General features: G+C 70.3%; 13 protein-coding genes. 7 read left to right on the top strand and 6 right to left on the bottom strand.

The genetic code is table 11. From position 1 onward, the window contains the following. Window positions 1-30: 30 nt before the first annotated feature. The 3 genes from K8556_RS22230 (at window position 31) to K8556_RS22220 (ending at window position 4,239) form a co-directional block, all read left to right on the top strand. Entirely contained in the window at window positions 31-1,575 is a 1,545-nt protein-coding gene (locus tag K8556_RS22230; protein WP_304503988.1) for a catalase, read from the top strand. 79 nt (window positions 1,576-1,654) lie between these two features. Continuing rightward, window positions 1,655-2,242: an ankyrin repeat domain-containing protein gene (locus K8556_RS22225; RefSeq protein ID WP_223742085.1), complete on the top strand. Its 588-nt coding sequence runs from the start codon at window positions 1,655-1,657 to the stop codon at window positions 2,240-2,242. Between the two features lie 236 nt (window positions 2,243-2,478). Further along, a complete protein-coding gene (locus K8556_RS22220) occupies window positions 2,479-4,239 on the top strand; it encodes a glycosyl hydrolase family 18 protein (RefSeq protein WP_223742084.1) in 1,761 nt (586 codons plus the stop codon). On the opposite strand, the gene K8556_RS22215 is transcribed toward K8556_RS22220, so the two are convergent. The 3 genes from K8556_RS22215 to K8556_RS22205 are packed head-to-tail and all read right to left on the bottom strand — an operon-like array spanning window position 4,236 to window position 7,330. Next, entirely contained in the window at window positions 4,236-5,261 is a 1,026-nt protein-coding gene (locus tag K8556_RS22215) for an L-erythro-3,5-diaminohexanoate dehydrogenase (protein ID WP_223742083.1), read from the bottom strand. The genes K8556_RS22220 and K8556_RS22215 overlap by 4 nt on opposite strands. Window positions 5,262-5,274: 13 nt before the next feature. After that, a complete protein-coding gene (locus K8556_RS22210) occupies window positions 5,275-6,282 on the bottom strand; it encodes an esterase family protein (RefSeq protein ID WP_223742082.1) in 1,008 nt (335 codons plus the stop codon). 34 nt (window positions 6,283-6,316) lie between these two features. Further along, window positions 6,317-7,330: a uracil-DNA glycosylase gene (locus K8556_RS22205; RefSeq protein WP_223742081.1), complete on the bottom strand. Its 1,014-nt coding sequence runs from the start codon at window positions 7,328-7,330 to the stop codon at window positions 6,317-6,319. A 213-nt stretch (window positions 7,331-7,543) separates the two neighbouring features. Here K8556_RS22205 and K8556_RS22200 point away from each other — a divergent pair, with 213 nt between their 5' ends. After that, window positions 7,544-8,107 (top strand): NADPH-dependent FMN reductase, encoded by a 564-nt coding sequence (locus K8556_RS22200; RefSeq protein WP_223742080.1) that lies wholly within the window; start codon window positions 7,544-7,546, stop codon window positions 8,105-8,107. A gap of 5 nt (window positions 8,108-8,112) precedes the next feature. Here K8556_RS22200 and K8556_RS22195 read toward each other — a convergent pair whose 3' ends face one another. Continuing rightward, window positions 8,113-8,931: a helix-turn-helix domain-containing protein gene (locus K8556_RS22195; protein WP_223742079.1), complete on the bottom strand. Its 819-nt coding sequence runs from the start codon at window positions 8,929-8,931 to the stop codon at window positions 8,113-8,115. A gap of 146 nt (window positions 8,932-9,077) precedes the next feature. Between K8556_RS22195 and K8556_RS22190 the strand changes: the two genes are divergently transcribed. The 3 genes from K8556_RS22190 to K8556_RS22180 all read left to right on the top strand — a co-directional run bounded on the left by K8556_RS22190 (window position 9,078) and on the right by K8556_RS22180 (window position 11,790). Continuing rightward, window positions 9,078-9,485: a hypothetical protein gene (locus K8556_RS22190; RefSeq protein ID WP_223742078.1), complete on the top strand. Its 408-nt coding sequence runs from the start codon at window positions 9,078-9,080 to the stop codon at window positions 9,483-9,485. Between the two features lie 72 nt (window positions 9,486-9,557). Continuing rightward, window positions 9,558-10,457 carry a hypothetical protein gene (locus tag K8556_RS22185; RefSeq protein WP_223742077.1) on the top strand — a complete coding sequence of 300 codons (900 nt, stop codon included), beginning with the start codon at window positions 9,558-9,560 and terminating at the stop codon, window positions 10,455-10,457. A 130-nt stretch (window positions 10,458-10,587) separates the two neighbouring features. After that, a complete protein-coding gene (locus K8556_RS22180; RefSeq protein ID WP_223742076.1) occupies window positions 10,588-11,790 on the top strand; it encodes a hypothetical protein in 1,203 nt (400 codons plus the stop codon). 58 nt (window positions 11,791-11,848) lie between these two features. Here K8556_RS22180 and coaBC read toward each other — a convergent pair whose 3' ends face one another. Further along, window positions 11,849-13,066 carry a bifunctional phosphopantothenoylcysteine decarboxylase/phosphopantothenate--cysteine ligase CoaBC gene (gene coaBC, locus K8556_RS22175; protein WP_223742075.1) on the bottom strand — a complete coding sequence of 406 codons (1,218 nt, stop codon included), beginning with the start codon at window positions 13,064-13,066 and terminating at the stop codon, window positions 11,849-11,851. A 40-nt stretch (window positions 13,067-13,106) separates the two neighbouring features. After that, window positions 13,107-16,082: a carboxypeptidase regulatory-like domain-containing protein gene (locus K8556_RS22170; protein WP_223742074.1), complete on the bottom strand. Its 2,976-nt coding sequence runs from the start codon at window positions 16,080-16,082 to the stop codon at window positions 13,107-13,109. Window positions 16,083-16,168: the final 86 nt, after the last annotated feature.

Raw genomic sequence — 16,168 nt, 5'->3', positions numbered from 1 at the left:
CGCGGTCCCCCGTAACCCAAGGAGCACCCCTTGAACCGACGCTCGTTGATGCTCGCCGTCCTGCTGTCTGGCGCTCCCGTCCTCGCCGCCGGCAACCCTCCCCCCATCACCACCGACTCGGGCGCGCCGCTGGGCACGAACCAGAGCTCCAAGACGGCCGGCCCCCGGGGCGGCATCCTCCTGGAGGACTTCGCCCTCATCGAGAAGCTCGCGAGATTCGACCGCGAGCGCATCCCGGAGCGCGTGGTGCACGCGCGCGGCGTGGGCGCGTACGGCACCTTCGAGAGCTACGGTGACTTCTCCCAGCTCACGCGCGCGTCCGTCTTCTCCCAGAAGGGCAAGAAGACGCCGATGTTCGTGCGCTTCTCCACGGTCATCCACCCCAGCGGCTCCCCGGAGACGCTCCGCGACCCGCGCGGCTTCGCGCTGAAGTTCTTCACGGACGAAGGCAACTGGGACCTGGTCGGCAACAACCTGCCCGTCTTCTTCATCCGTGACGCCATCAAGTTCCCGGACATGGTGCACTCGCTGAAGCCGTCCCCGGTCACCAACCGGCAGGACCCGAACCGCTTCTTCGACTTCTTCAGCCACCAGCCGGAATCCACGCACATGCTGACCCAGCTCTATTCGGACCTGGGCATCCCGGCGAACTACCGGCAGATGGACGGCAACGGCGTGCACGCCTTCAAGTTCGTCAACGCGAAGGGCCAGGTGAAGTACGTCAAGTTCAACTGGAAGTCGCAGCAGGGCGTGAAGGGCCTCACCGTGGAGGAGGCCACGAAGCTGGGCGGCGAGGACTTCCAGCACGCCACGCACGACCTCTACACGAGCATCCAGGCCGGGAAGTTCCCCTCGTGGGATCTGAGCGTGCAGGTGCTGGATCCCAAGGACCTGGACGGCTTCACGTTCGATCCGCTGGACGCCACCAAGGAGTGGCCCAAGGACAAGCTGCCCCCGGTGAAGCTGGGCCGGTTCACCCTCAACAAGATGCCGGACAACTTCTTCGAGGAGACGGAGCAGTCCGCCTTCTCCCCGGGCGTGATGCCGCCGGGCATCGAGCCGTCCGAGGACCGGCTGCTGCAGGGCCGCCTCTTCTCCTACGCGGACACGCAGCGCTACCGCCTGGGCGCCAACTACCTGTCCCTGCCGGTGAACCGCGCCCGCGCCCCGGTGAACAACAACAGCCAGGCCGGCGCGATGAACAGCGGCCACACGAAGTCGGACGTGAACTACGAGCCCAGCATCACGCGCGAGACGCAGGACACGCCCGCCGCCCTCTTCTCCAACGCGCCGCTCACCGGCACCACGCAGCAGCGCCCCATCGAGAAGACGGACAACTTCGCGCAGGCGGGCGCCTTCTGGTCCGCGCTCGACGCGGGCGGCAAGGAGCGGCTCATCCAGAACCTGGCCGGCGACCTGGGCCAGGTGCGCGACGCCAAGGTCAAGGCGCGCATGGTGGGCCACTTCTACGCGGCCAACGCGGACTACGGCGCGCGACTGGCCAAGGCCGTGAACGTGAAGCTGGACGACGCGAAGGCCACCCTCGCCCCGCTCGCCACCCAAAGCGTGCCGTGACCTGACGCACCGGGGCCGCCGGTGACGCCACGGCGGCCCCGCCCCCCCCCTTCACCCTACCTTCGCTGGAGATGCCCTCATGGTTCGCAAGCTGCTGCTCGGTTCGCTGGGTCTGGTGATGCTGGTGTGCACGGTGCTGACCGCCGCGTGGATGTCCCTGCGCGCCCCGGCGACGCCCGCCGGACGGCTGCTCGCCACCAGCGACGCGGAGCGCTACCTGCTCGCCGCCGCGCGCGAGGGCGAGACGGACCTCGTCCAGGGGCTCATCCAGGCCGGCACGCCCGTGGAGGCCCGCGACGCGCGGGGCTTCTCCCCCCTCATCCTCGCCGCCTACCACGGCCACACCCGGACGGTGCGCGCGCTGCTCGACGCCGGGGCGGACGCGTGCGCGGGCGACAGCCGGGGCAACACCGCCCTCATGGGCGCCGCCTTCAAGGGCTACGCGGACGTGGTGAAGCTGCTCTCCGCCCAGCCCTGCGCGGTGGACCAGACCAACCGCCTGGGCCAGACGGCCCTGATGTTCGCCGTCCTCTTCGGCCGCACGGAGGTGGCCGACCAACTGCGCCACCAGGGCGCCTCTCCCGCATTGCGCGACGCCAGCGGCCGCTCCGCGGAGGATTGGGCCCGGACCCAGAGCCCCGCCCAGCCCACCGCCCAGGCGCGGTGAGCCGCCGCCCCGAGCCTGCCGGCAGCCCCCCGCACCAGCCGTCCTCACGAGGCCGATTTCCTACCTGCTGAGGCTTTGTGATTCTCTGGAGGAACAGGATTAGTCGGCTTAATGCACGAATTCCAATTCATACAAAATTGCCACAGTTTTCCAACTAGCCTTGACTGCGACTGGGGGGTTGGCCGCATAACATCCCGCGACATTTCAGGAGCGCAGGGATGAAAAGCCATCGGGCAATGCCAGTGCGTGGGTGGGTGGGTCTGGCCCTCGCGGTGATGTTGAGCGGTTGCGATTTCGGCGGAGGGCCGGACACGCCCCCACCTCCGCTCACGCCTCCCGAAGCGCCGAAGCAGGTGGTGGCGCAGGCCGCGGACGCCTCCGCGCTGGTGACGTGGACGGTGCCGCCCGGCGATGGCGGCAGCCCGCTGCTCTACTACGTGGTGCGCTGCGTGCCCGAGTGCGGCGGCGCGCTGGTGAAGGCGCCCGACACGCAGGCCACGGTGCTGGGGCTGAACAACGGCTTCACCTACGTCTTCAAGGTCGCCGCGGTGAACGCGATGGGCGAGGGCCCGTCCTCCGTGGAGACGGACCTGGTGACGCCGAAGGCGGGCATGAGCATCCCGAACCCCACGGTGCCGGGACAGCCGCGCTCGGTGGTGCCCACCGCGGGCAACGGACAGGCGTACGTGAGCTGGCTCGCGCCCGCGAGCTTCGGCGGCCGGCCGCTGTCCTACTTCAAGGTCATGGTGGAGCCGGGCGGCCGGGTGCAGCGGGTGGACGCGCCGGCGTCGGGCGCGCTCATCGAGGGCCTGGACAACGGGACGGCGTACGCCTTCACCGTCTGCGCCGCCAACGAGATGGGCGAAGGCCCGTGCACGCGCCGGACGGACCCGGTGACGCCGCGTCCGGGCGGCGCGCCCACGAACTGGGTGATGGGCTACTGGGTGGGCTACCAGCGCGACCTGTACCCGGTGGACGCGGTGGACATGTCGCTGCTCACGCACGTGGTGGTGGGCCGCATCCGTCCCCGCATCGACGGCACGCTCTACACCGACTTCGACGTGGACGCCGTGGAGGGCCCCAAGATGGCCCGGGCCCTGTCACACCGGGCGCACGCGGCGGGCAAGAAGGCGCTGCTGATGCTGGGCGGCATGGGCGAGTACGACGGCTTCAAGGGCGCGACGGCGACGCTGGAGAAGCGCCGCAACTTCGTGCGCAACATCATCACCACCATGCGCGAGCTGCAGTTCGACGGCGTGGACGTGGACTGGGAGCCCATCCTCCTGCCGCAGGACAGCGCGCCGCTGCTGGCGCTGCTGGATGAGCTGCGCGCCGCCGACGAGAAGATCATCATCACGGTGCCGGTGGGCTGGGTGAACTCCAACTTCGCGCTGGGCCCCGTGGACGCGGAGTTCCACCGGCAGCTCGCCGCCCGCGTCGACCAGATGAACATCATGGCCTACAAGATGAGCGGCCACTGGGGGCAGTGGCAGAGCTGGCACTCCAGCGCGCTCTTCGGTGAGAGCCCCGGACACCCCAGCTCCGTCGCCAGCTCCGTGCAGGCGTTCCTGGACGCGGGCGTGCCGCCGCAGCGCATCGGTGTGGGCGTGGGCTTCTTCGGCACCTGCTGGAAGGGCATCACCGAGCCGGGCACGCCCCTGGACGGGCGCGACGACATCGCGGAGGAGCAGAGCGACAACGCGATGAGCTACGCGAACATCCAGTCGCTCTACTACTCGCCGGAGGCGTACCGCTGGGACGACGCCGCCAAGGCGCCCTACCTCTCCTTCCCCACCGCGTACGGCCCGCAGTCCTGCAACTACATCTCCTACGAGGACGTCGCGTCCGTGTCGGAGAAGGGCCGCTGGGCGCGGGAGAAGGGCCTGGGCGGCAGCATCATCTGGACCATCAACCAGGGACACATGCCCAGGACCCTGGCGGGCGGCTCCAAGGATCCGCTGATGCAGGCCGTGCACACGGCCTTCCTCAAGCCCTAGACGTAGCGGGACTCGAAGAGCTGGCGCAGCGACGGTTCGGTGCGCAAGAGGTCCAGCGTGAGGGCGGCGTGGTTCGGCACGTAGCCATTGCCCACGAGCATGGTGACGTCCTTGCCCACGCCCTCCGCGCCCAGGGCCGCCGTGGTGAAGCTGGTGGCCATGGAGAAGAAGATGACCGTGCCGCCGTCCTTCACGGACAGCAGGGACGCCATCTCCGTGTTGCCCACGCTGGCGCAGTTGACGACCAGGTCGCAGAGCTGACCGCCCGTCGCCTTCGCCACGGCCTCCATCACGTCCACGCCCTGGGTGGCGTCCACCTTGAGGGCCTCGTCGCACAGGCCGATGGCGGACAGCGCGTCCAGCGCCTTCTGGGAGATGTCCAGCGCCAGCAGCTTGCCGCGGCTCTCCAGGCTGCGTCGGGCCTGCGCCAGGCACAGCGCGCCGCTCTTGCCCGCGCCCAGCACCGCCACCGTCATGCCCGGGCGCACGTGGCGCGCCACCAGCGCGGGCGCGCCGCAGACGTCCAGCGCCGCCAGCGACAGCGTGTCCGGCATGTCCTCCGGGAGCTTCGCGTAGATGCCGCTCGCGAAGAGCAGCGCGTGGCCGCGGATGTCCACGCGGTCGATGTCCGCGTGCACCGCCTTCACCTCTTCGATGACGAGCGGCGTGAGCGTCAGGCTCACCAGGGTGGCGATGCGGTCCCCTGGCTTGAGCACGGCGTTGGCCGGGTGCTTCGGGCCCAGCTCCTTCACGCGGCCGATGAGCATCCCGCCGGAGCCGGTGACGGGGTTCTGCATCTTGCCGCGCTCGCGGACGATGTCCTGGATGCGAGCCGCGATGCGCGCGGGGTCACCGCCCACGTCGTCCTTGATCTGCTTGAAGGACGCGGCGTCGATGTTGAGGCTCTCCACGTCGATGAGCAGCTCCGCCTCGCGGCAAGGCAGCGAGGGGTCCAGCTTGCGAGCGCGCTGCGGCAGCACGCCCTTCTCTCCCATGACGCGCGACAGTCCGTAGGTATCCATGGGCTCCCCCTTATCAGTCCCGAGCCAGGAGCGGCACCAGCACCGACAGCGACCGCTCGAAGCGGTACGACACGCCCGAGTGCCCGTCCTCGAACTCCTCGTGCGCCACGTCCACGCCACCGGCCTTCAGGTCGTCCGCCACCATGCGCGTGCCCCAGCGCAGGTTGAACTCGTCGCGGGTGCCGGCGTCCAGGTAGACCGTCTTCAGCTTGCGGAAGGAGTCCATGAACTTGGGCACGAAGCGCACGGGGTCGTGCACCAGCCACCGGTTCCACACGTCCAGGCGCAGCTTCGCGTTGTGCTGCTCGAAGGGCAGCTCCAGGTTCAGCGGCTCACCCTTCTTGGGGGAGTACGCCGCCGCCATGGCCAGGATGTTGATGACCGGGAAGTCGTCGCCGCGCACCTTGGTGGCCACGGCGCGCTGACGCAGCTCCGTCACCCACGCGTCCACGCCGCCCGCCTTCATCAGCGCGGTGGCCGCCTTGGGCAGGTCCGGCATGTACGAGTACTCGAAGTACGAGTCCGGCGCGTGCGCGCCCACCAGGGAGAAGATCTCCGGGTGGTAGCGGCCCATGACGAGCGCGCCGTAGCCGCCGGAGCTGTGGCCCACCACCGCGCGGGACGCGGCCCTGGGCAGCGTGCGGAAGGTCCTGTCCACGAAGCCGACGACGTCCTTGACCAGGTAGTCGCGGTAGCGGCCGATGGCGTCGCTGTTCACCCACTGGCTGCCGCCGAGCTTCGTCCACGCGTCCGGGAAGACGCCGATGACGGGCGGGATGGCGCCCTGTTCGATGAGCGCGTCCAGGCGGTCCGGCACGCTGGGCGAGAAGCCGGACGCGTTGGTCCACGAGCCGCCGCCGTTGCCGAAGGCGTGCAGGAAGTAGACGACCGCGTAGCGCTGCGAGCCCTCCGCGTAGCCCGGCGGCAGGTACACGGTGAGCCGGCGGCGGGCCGGATCTCCCAGCGGGTTGTTCTCCAGCGCGGGGGAATGCACTTCACGCGTCTCGAGCACGCCCTTCATCGGTGCTTCTCCTGGTCGCGGTGCGCCGCGCTTTCTAAGCGCCGGAGCCCGGGTGCTTGCCGAACAGCTTCATCACCTGCTGCAGGTCCTCCCACGCCTTGCGCTTCTCCGCGCTGTTGCGCAGGAGGTACGCGGGGTGGAAGGTGGGCATGAGCTGGATGCCCTCGTATTCGCGCCACTGCCCCCGCATGCGGGTGATGGGGGTGGTGTCCCGGAGCAGCGTCTGCGCCGCGAACTTGCCCAGCGCGACGATGACCTTCGGCTGGAGCGCGAGCAACTGCGAGCGCAGGAAGGGCTCGCACGCGGCGATCTCATCCGGCTCCGGGTTGCGGTTGCCGGGCGGGCGGCACTTCACGACGTTGGCGATGTAGACGTCGTTGCGGCTGAAGCCCATGGCGCCGATCATCTTGGTGAGCAGGTCACCCGCGGCGCCCACGAAGGGCACGCCCTGGAGGTCCTCGTTCTCACCGGGGCCCTCGCCCACGAACACCAGGTCCGCGCGGGGGTTGCCGGAGCCGAACACGATGTTCTTGCGGCCCGTGCACAGCTTGCAGCGGCGGCAGTCGCCCAGCTCGCGGCGGATCTGATCCAGCGTGGGGCGCTCGCCCTCCACGACGCCGGGCAGCGCGCCGTTGTAGCGGGGCGTGGACCTGGGCACGTCCAGGAGCATCCCCGGAGCCGGAGCGGCGCGGGGGGCCGGGGCCTCGGAGGCCAGGGGGCGCGACGCGGCGGGAGGCGGCGTGGCGGCGGCCAGCGGCCGGGCGGCGCCCAGGGGCTGCTTCATCGCGGCGTGCAGCGCGTCACGGGTCGGGGACTCCACCGGGGGCCGGGGAGGCGGGGAGGCGGCGGGCGGCTCGGGGGCCTTGGTCCGGGCGATCATCGTGCGCACGGACGAGGCGGCGGCACGCTGCTGCTGGAGCTCGGCGGCGACCTTCGCGTCGACGAGGAGCGAGCGGCCCGCGGTCTCCTCCTGCCAGAGGAGGTGGCGGCGCACGTCCTGGAGCACGTCGGCCAGTTCCTGCGTGGAATCAGGCGTGTCGTCGTTCACGGGGGTGATCGGTATCGAAGGGGCCGTCCCGGTGCAAGGAAGCAGCCGGGGAAGTTGCCTGTACGCTTAGCCCAGGGTCGGGGCTTGCGCCACCTTCCGGGCGGACGCACCGGGCACTGGTCGAATCAGGACACACCCCCGGCGTAACGCCCTTGGTCCCCGGGCGGACCTGGGGAAGATGCCGGCCCTTCTCTCCACAGGAGCAGCTCCCCCATGATCAAGGTGGCCATCGTCGTCGGCAGCACGAGGCCCGGCCGCAAGGCGGACAAGGTCGCGGCCTGGGTCCACGACCTCGCGAAGAAGCGAGGCGACGCCGCGTACGACATCGTCGACATCCAGGACTTCCACCTGCCGCTGCTGGATGAGCCGACCCCGCCGTCCTCGGGCAAGTACACGCAGGAGCACACCCAGAAGTGGTCCGCGGCGGTGGCGGCGTATGACGCCTACGTCTTCGTCACGCCCGAGTACAACCACGGCCCGTCCGGCGCGCTGAAGAACGCGCTCGATTTCGTCTACCGCGAGTGGAACAACAAGGCCGCCGGCTTCGTGGGCTACGGCAGCGCGGGCGGCGTGCGCGCGGTGGAGCAACTGCGCCTGGTCGCCGCAGAGCTGCAAATGGCCACGGTGCGCGCGCAGGTGCAGTTGTTCCTCTCCACCGACTTCGAGCACTACACCGTCTTCAAGCCGGATCCGGCCAAGGAGAAGCAGGTGAACGCGATGCTGGATCAGCTCGTGTCCTGGGGCACGGCGCTGCGCACGGTGCGCGTGAAGCCGTAACGGCCTCAGGTGTCCTGGCGGGACCGCGCGGTGGCGGCCCGCCGCAGCGCCTCCGCCGTGTCGGGGTCCGCGGGGAAGAACGACTCGATGGCCAGCTCCGCGAGCGTGATGTCCACGGGCGTGCCGAACACGGTGGTGGTGCTGAACAGCGACAGCCGCCCCAGCGACGTGCGCAGGCGCAGGGGCACCACCACGCCCGCGAAGTCACGCGCCCTGGGGCCCGGAGTGGCCTCCGGCACCGGGTAGCCCTTCAGCTCCTCCAGCAGCGCCGCGAGCGTGGCGTCCGCGCTGGCGTCCACCTGCCGGTGCAGCCGCGTGAGGACGTGGTCGCGCCACTGGCGCAGGTTCTCGATGCGCGGCGCGAGCCCGGACGGATGCAGGCTCAGGCGCAGGACGTTGACGGGAGGCTCGAGCATCTCCGGGGCCACGTCCGCCAGCAGCGCGCCCACGGCGCGGTTCGCGGTGACGAGCGTCCAGTGCCGGTCCACCGCGAGCGCGGGGTACGGCTCCTGGCCCGCGAGCACCAGCTCCACGGCCTCGCGGGTGGCGCTGAGCGCGGGGTCGTCCAGGGGGCGCTCGGCGTAGACGGGCGCGAAGCCCGCGGCCACGAGGAGGCCGTTTCTTTCGCGCAGGGGCACGTCCAGTTCCTCCGCCAGGTGGAGCAGCATCTCGCGGCTGGGCTGGGAGCGGCCGGTCTCCAGGAAGCTCACGTGCCGGGTGGAGACCTCCGCGCGCAAAGCGAGGTCCATCTGGCTCAGCCCGCGCCGCTGACGCCAGCCGCGCAGCAGCTCTCCCACGGGCCGGTTCTGCTGAAGGCTCGTCATGGAGGGGAAGATAGGGGGCGCACGTCAGCGCTTCCATTCCCTCGGAGGTAATCGACACCGCGCGGGCCGGCTCGCATCTTGTGCACCGTCGACGGACGGCCATCACGGCCGCCGCCGCTTCCACCCATCGCAAGGATTCGTGTGCCATGAGCGTCAAGAACGTGTCGGGAACCTTTCTGCGCCGCGCGCTGCTGCTGGACGCGGTCGCCAGTGGAGCCATGGGGCTGTTGATGGCGGTGGCCGCGGGACCCATGGGTCCGCTGCTGGGCCTGGAGCCGGGGCTCCTGCGAGCGGCGGGGCTGGGGCTCATTCCGTTCGCCCTGCTGCTCGGCTACCTGGCGTCGAGGGACACCCTGCCCTCGTGGCCGGTGTGGTTCGTGGTCGCGGTGAACGCGCTGTGGGTGGTGGACAGCGTGCTCCTGATGGCGCACGGCCCGACGGCGCCCACGGGGCTCGGGGTGGCCTTCGTCACGGCGCAGGCGCTGGCGGTCGCGCTGTTCGCGGCGCTGGAGTACGCGGGCCTGCGGCGAGGCGCCACGGCGGCCATGGCCTGAGTGTCCAATCCACGCGGCGCGAGCGTCATGCCGCGCCGCGCGGAGGGACGGGCGTTGTTATCGTGGCGGGACATGGCCTCCTTCGCGCGCCCGTGGCTCGTCATCGCAGCGTTGTCCTCCGGGGTCATCGGTTGCGCCACGGTGGGTGGCGCCAGGGGGAAGGACCTGGTGACGCTGCGCTACGCGTGGCCGGAGCAGTCGACCCTCCGGGTGATGCACACGGTGGACGTGCGGACGGACTGGAGCGGACGGCAGACGGCGCAGCGCCGGTATGTGATGCGGCTGGGGCCCATGGACGCGGAGGGCCGCCGGCGGTTGGTGTTCCAGGACGTGGAAGTGATTGAAGCCCCCTTCCCTGCCTTCGTGGAGCCGCTGGCCGCGTCCATCATCGACGCGCAGGGAGACTTCCAGGGGATCGATCCGCTGGAGGACGGCCCTGGCCAGGACCTGCTGGACGCGCTGCCGGTGAGCCCCACGAAGAAGGCCCAGATGGCGAAGGCCCTCAGCAACGGGCTGGAGCGCGAGGCCCGCAACCGGTGGAACGAATGGGTCGGGAGCTGGCACGGGTCGAGCTTCACGCCCGGGAGGACGGAGGTCGTGCCGACGACGTTGGCGGTGGGCACCGGCCGAAAGAAGAGCGAGGAGGTCCCCGCAGAGGAGCGAGTCCGGCTGGACGTGGGAGTGCCCTGCTCCGAGTCAGTGCCGGAGCCCAGGTGCGTGCGGCTGAAGCTCGTGCGTGAACCTGTCGGACAATCGGACGAGACGCAGGGAAGGTACGCGCACCTGGAGCTGGAGTTGGTGACGGATCCGGCGACGCTGCTGCCGTACTCATCGCGAGTCATCCGCATGGACCGCGTGGACTGGAACGGCGGTCGCGGTGAGCCTGACTTCCATGAGTCCGTGCATGTGGAGCAGCACACGTTCATCCACGGGGTGGAAGGGCCTCCTGGGCAGGTCGCTGGCAGGTGGTAACGAGTACTTCTGGATCGAAGACTGAGGCCATTCCGAAGCAAGTCCTCCAATCGCGCTGCGAGCGCCGAGGGCATTGCTTATTGACACCCTGCGCGTTGACTGCGGGGGACGTCTTTGCGTCGATTACTTCATGAAACCGCATCAACTGATGGCTGCCCTAGTGGGGGCACTGGTGGCTGGCTGCGACACCGGCACGTCGGCGCCCCTCTCCCCTGCTCCATACCCCGAGTGCGCGCTGACAAATCCTGTGGAGGCTGGGATTTCCGGACTCAGCCTGACCTCTGCGACACGAGATCGTTGCCAGGTTCCAACCGCCTACGAGAATGACCTCTGCACAAGCAAGGACGCACAGAACTCTCTCGCATCCATGCCTTTCACCAGCGTCTACCAGGATCTCGTCAACACGCTGGTCAATCACGCCAGCATCGGAGGAAACGTGGTGCGCGTTGTTCCCGACCTGATGTCGCTGAAACCTGCGGGCGGAGGCGTAACCGGGCACCTCATCGTCGTCATGGACGGGAAGTTCTTCGATATTCTCACAGAGTACACAAACTACCTCGCGGCTCACGACACGGGTCTGACGACAACGGGGCGCGTTCCAGCGGTGAACGCTATCGTTGCGAGTCACAACTCGATCCGTGGCGGGGCAGCCCCTCAGTCGCTCTTCCCAACGGCCGCACTGGACTCATATGCAAGGAAGAGGGCCCGACACTACCTGCTCGACTACGCAGGTGCGATTCTTGCTCATGAGTTCGGCCACTTCTGGGCCTGGGGTTGCGTCGATCAACTCCGAATGCAATCCGCTAGCGCGAACGGCTTCTACATCTACCCTGCAATGGTCGAAAATGATGCCGACTTCATTACCGGCGCGCTCACCGCCAAATCCGGACACGATCTCACACGAGCCCAGGAGATGATCGACTTGATGGCGTACTACGCCCTCCAGCGACAGTCCCCGAGCGCGTCGATCCTTGACATTGAAGTCTCTTACGATCAGCAGTTTCGACAGCAATACCCGACATACGAATCGCTGGCCGGCCGCAAGCAATTGATCGCCCAGGGCTATAACGCATACGTGGCGTCTGGGCGCTATTCTCGGCCACAGGACCCGCTCCCCCCAGTGTCCCCGCCTGCGGAGACGTTCACATGCAACGGGAAAACATACAGTTGCGCGTCGGTCACGGGTGTCGCGGGCTGTTGCCAGTTAACTGGCGATGCCGTTCAATGCCCTAAAGACAAACCGCGTTTTTGCACCTTCGGCGGGTACTGTACCGCGGATGCGAACTGCGGGAATCCACCATTCGCATCCTGCGTCCTCCCCTATTGTGGGTAGCCACAAGCTCGCCACGAACCCGGATCCGCATCCGTCCAGTTGTGTCAGAGAAGGGCGCTCAGCCGCGCGGGGACACGAGCAACAGTGACAGGATCTCCGCCGCCACCGCGCGCTTGCTGCCCTGCAACACCCGGTCGGGTCCACCACGTGAAATCACCGTCACCCGGTTCGTCTCCGTCCCGAACCCCGCGCCCTCCGCGGTGACGTCGTTGGCGACGATGGCGTCCAGACCCTTGCGCTCCAGCTTCTCGCGCGCGTGCTCCACCACCCGCTCCGTCTCCGCCGCGAAGCCCACCAGCACCGGACGCTTCGCCCTCCCCGCCACCTTGCGGGACGCCTCCAGCAACACGTCCGGCGTGCGCACCAACTTGAGGCTCTCCGGCCCCTCGCCCTTCTTCACCTTCTGCGGCGCGCGCGTCTCCGGCCTCCAGTCACTCACCGCCGCCGTGGCGATGAACGCGTCCGCGGACTCCACTCGCGACAACACCTCGCGCGCCATGTCCTCCGCGCTCACCACGTCCACCACTTCCAGGCCCGTGCGGTCAACCGCGCCCACCGGACCCAGCACCACCGTCACCTTCGCGCCCAGCGCCCGTGCCTCGTGCGCCAGCGCCAGGCCCATCTTCCCCGTGGACGGATTGGAGATGAACCGCACCGGATCCAGGTACTCGCGCGTGGGGCCCGCCGTCACCAGCACCGTCTTGCCCGTGAGCGGACCTCCACCCAACCGCGCCGCCGCCGCGGACACGATGGCGCCCACGTCCGCCAGCCGCCCCGCGCCCACATCTCCGCATGCCAGCATCCCCGCGCCCGGCCCCACCGTGCTGAAGCGCGCCTCCTTCAGCAGCGACTCCACGTTCTCCTGCGTCCGGGCGTTCTCCCACATCGCCACGTTCATCGCGGGCGCCAGCACCACCGGCCCCTTGAACGCCAGGAGCGACGTCGTCACCGCGTCCCCGCCGAAGCCCGCGCGGATCTTCGCGATCAAATCCGCCGTCGCGGGCGCCACCACGTACAGCTCGCCCCAGCGCGCCAGGTCCAGGTGGCCGAAGTTCCCCTCCTGCGCCGGGTCGAAGTAGTCCGTGAGCGGCGGGTGCCCCACGAGCGCCTGGAAGGTCAGCGGGGTGACGAACTGGCGCGCGGCCTCCGTCATGGCCACGCGCACGTCCGCGCCCGCGCGGCCCAGCTCACGCACCAGCTCGCAGGCCTTGTACGCCGCGATGCCGCCACCCACGCCGACGATGATCCGGCGACCCTTCAATGCGGATGCGTCCATGCGGCTTCATTACGCGCCAGTCCGCCCGGTCGCAACACGACTACCGCAGGGACACCTCACCCTGGGTCGGAACGTCCACCAAGCGCACCACCGGGCCCGCCCCCGGCATCTCCGCGTGGAAGTAGCCCCACACCAGCGTGTAGCGGCCCGGCCGCAGCCCCTGCACCACCACCCGCTCCGACATGGGCTGGTACACCAACTGCGCATACCGCGAGCGCAGCAGCTCCGTGGGCGGATTGCCCACCGCGCCCACGTCTCCCGGCACCACCCACAGCGCCTTGCCCCGCTCCGGTTGGACCAGCACCGTCACCGAGCCCGTCCCGGGCACCGGCCCCAGGTCCAGCGTCATCTCCGTGCCCGCCACCTGCACCACCACCGCCGGCTGGCCCGCGCCCCGCCCGCCCACCACGAAGCGGTAGTTGCCCGGCGACAGGTCCGCGCTGTAGCGGCCATCCGCGCCGGTGATGAGCGACACCGTCTCGCTGCGATCCGCGTTGAGCCCCTCCACCTGCGCGCCCGCCGCGGGCTGCCCGTCCGCCAGGTACACCCGGCCCGTCAGGTGCGTCGCAGGCTTGAGGGTCAGCTCCACCGGCGCCGTGCTGCCTCGCGGCACCTCCTGCGTGCCGCTCACCTTGCCCTTGCGCGCGGACACCGTGAAGCGCGGCACGAAGGGCGGGCTCGCCAGCGTGAACTGACCGTCCGGCCCGGACAGCACCGACCCGTCGCACACGTCGCACGTCACCACCGCGTCCGGCACCGCGCCGCCCGACGCGTCCCGCACCCGCCCGGACACCGACGGCGCCTTCACCAGCACGATGTCGCCCATGTCCTGCGCCGTCGAGGGGCGGTCCACCACCTGCGGCTCGTACCCCGCCGCGTCCACCGCGACGATGAGCCGGTCGCCCGCCGTGGACAGCGGCACCTCGAAGCGCCCGTCCGGGCTGTTCACGTCGTGCTCGTCCACCCGGAAGCGGCGCACCGGCTGGCCCGCGTCGTCCATCACGCGGCCCCGGAACGTCGTGCGCCGGCGCATCTTCACCTGCACCGGCGGCCCGCCCGGCTTGCCCTGCGGCCGCTCCATCGGCTCGTAGCTCGCGTGGCGTGCCTCCACGAAGTACGTGCGGTCCGGCCGCAGCGCGCGGAACTCGAAGTGGCCGCTCGAGTCCGACTGCGTCGGCTCCGCCATGCGCGGCGCCACGCTCATCGCCGCGCCCACCACCGGCTGGCCATCCTCGTCCACCACGTCGCCCGTGAGCTGCGCGCCGGGCTCCAGCTCCACCGTCACCTGCTGCTTCGCCCCGTCCTGCACCGTCACCGGCCGGGGACTCGACGGCAGGTACTCCGGATGCGACGCCACCAGTTGGTACGTGCCCGGCGGCAGGCCGCGCATGGGCACCACGCCGTCCGGCCCGGAGGGGCGGTCGCTGCGGAAGATGTTCTCCGGATCCGCCCACATCGTCACGTCCGCGCCCTCGACCCGCCGGCCGCCGCTCGTCACCGTCACGTCCGCGCCCGCCTTCGCCTCCAGCGACAGCGTCACGTCCGTCGCGGGCGCGGTCGCCTGCACGCTGCCGCCGCCCCACTCGGAGTGGTGCGCGTGCAGCGTGTAGAGCCCCGCCATGGGCACCTGCGCCGTGAAGCGGCCGTCCTCGCCCGCGTTCACTACGCCGCCCGTGGGCTGCACCAGCACGGACACGCCCGCCGCGGGGCGCCCGTACTCGTCGATGACCTGCCCACTGATGACCGTGGCCTTCGCCAGCTCCAGCTCCAGCGGCGTCTCCCCCGGCGCCACGCGCGCGGGCAACTGCGCCGCGGTGAAGCCCTCCGCCTGGCCTTCCAGCACGTACTCGCCCGGCGCCAGCGGCCCCAGCTCCGCCAGGGCGCCGGTGGGCACCGCGTCGCGGCGGATGAGGTCGCCCGCCACCGTGCGCAGCAGCAACTGCGGGTTGGGCACCGGCTGGCCGTCCTCGTCGACAATCGTGACGAGCAGCCGGCCCGCGGCCTCCAGCACCAGCGTCACCTGCGTCACCCGCTGCGACAGCGTGAGCGTCTGGGGCGCGGAGCCGAAGCCCGGCGCCTCCGCCGTCACCACCACCTCGTCCGGGTACAGGCCGTTGAAGCGCACCGGCCCGCCCTCCGCCTTCGCGTGCTCCTCGCGCGTCAGGTGGTCGCCGCGCAGCCGCACCGTCGCCGCCGCGGGCGCCCCGTCGCGCGTCACGCGCACCTCCAGCGTGCGGGACGGCGTCAGCTTCAGGCGCAAGGGCTGCGAGTCCGCCTCCACCTGCTGCGCCACCGCGGGCTGGAAGCCCTCCGCGTCCGCGAGCACGTAGAAGGGGCCCTCGCCCAGGCCCGACAGCGTGAAGGCCCCGCCCGCGCCCGCCACGGCCTCGAAGGGCAGCGGCACCTTGCGCGACACCGCGCGCACGCGCGCCCCCGGCCTCGCCTGGCCGGAGTCATCCACCACCGTGCCGGTGATGCTCCGCAAGGGCGGCAGGTACAGCTCCACCGGCTCCCCCGGCGCGGCCCGGTCCTTGAGCGCCACGCCCAGCCCCGCCGAGCGCGCCCACACCGTGAAGGACACGCCCGCCAGGTGCTCGAAGCGGAACTTCCCTTGCGCGTCCGTGCGCACCGTGGCGCGCGCCGTGAGGAAGCCCTGCCGCTGTTCGAAGAAGGCCCGCGTGTGAAGCGCCGTCTCATGCGCGGTGCAGGCGAGCAGCGCCAGGCCGCACTCGTCGCACCTCACGTCCGACAGCGTCCGCTCCGCGGAGGCCGCGAGCGACACCTCCGCGTCCGCCACCGGCCGGCCATTGCCGTCCAGCACGCGCCCGGTGAGCGTCAGCCCCTCCTGCGCGCCGGAGGACACCGCCACCGCGTTGAAGGCGGGCATGCCCTGGCGGATGGAGCTGGCGGAGACGGGGGAGACGGGGCGCGCGGCCGGAGCGCCCCACCGGGGCCCCAGGACGATGGCGGCGAGCGCCAGCACGGCGGCCACCGCGATGAAGACCCATTTGCGCATGTGTACGCGGCCGGGACCTTACTCCCAGACCGGCCCCCCAACGACGGTTTCCCCCGGAAAATTCCAGAGCGTCCTCTTGAGGACGC

Source organism: Corallococcus sp. AS-1-12 (assembly GCF_020036995.1).
In the GTDB taxonomy this organism is placed as follows: domain Bacteria; phylum Myxococcota; class Myxococcia; order Myxococcales; family Myxococcaceae; genus Corallococcus.
The sequence above is the reverse complement of the archived record's forward strand: the minus strand, read 5'-3'. Positions and strand labels throughout refer to the sequence as shown.

What these genes read in the sequence shown, in the direction of transcription:
- K8556_RS22210 (WP_223742082.1), bottom strand. Translation starts at nt 6,282, where the DNA reads ATGAAGGGCGTGCTCGAGACGCGTGAAGTGCATTCCCCCGCGCTGGAG.
- K8556_RS22200 (WP_223742080.1), top strand. Translation starts at nt 7,544, where the DNA reads ATGATCAAGGTGGCCATCGTCGTCGGCAGCACGAGGCCCGGCCGCAAG.
- K8556_RS22170 (WP_223742074.1), bottom strand. Translation starts at nt 16,082, where the DNA reads ATGCGCAAATGGGTCTTCATCGCGGTGGCCGCCGTGCTGGCGCTCGCC.
- K8556_RS22220 (WP_223742084.1), top strand. Translation starts at nt 2,479, where the DNA reads ATGCCAGTGCGTGGGTGGGTGGGTCTGGCCCTCGCGGTGATGTTGAGC.
- K8556_RS22215 (WP_223742083.1), bottom strand. Translation starts at nt 5,261, where the DNA reads ATGGATACCTACGGACTGTCGCGCGTCATGGGAGAGAAGGGCGTGCTG.
- K8556_RS22180 (WP_223742076.1), top strand. Translation starts at nt 10,588, where the DNA reads ATGAAACCGCATCAACTGATGGCTGCCCTAGTGGGGGCACTGGTGGCT.
- K8556_RS22225 (WP_223742085.1), top strand. Translation starts at nt 1,655, where the DNA reads ATGGTTCGCAAGCTGCTGCTCGGTTCGCTGGGTCTGGTGATGCTGGTG.
- K8556_RS22185 (WP_223742077.1), top strand. Translation starts at nt 9,558, where the DNA reads ATGGCCTCCTTCGCGCGCCCGTGGCTCGTCATCGCAGCGTTGTCCTCC.
- K8556_RS22190 (WP_223742078.1), top strand. Translation starts at nt 9,078, where the DNA reads ATGAGCGTCAAGAACGTGTCGGGAACCTTTCTGCGCCGCGCGCTGCTG.
- K8556_RS22195 (WP_223742079.1), bottom strand. Translation starts at nt 8,931, where the DNA reads ATGACGAGCCTTCAGCAGAACCGGCCCGTGGGAGAGCTGCTGCGCGGC.
- coaBC (WP_223742075.1), bottom strand. Translation starts at nt 13,066, where the DNA reads ATGGACGCATCCGCATTGAAGGGTCGCCGGATCATCGTCGGCGTGGGT.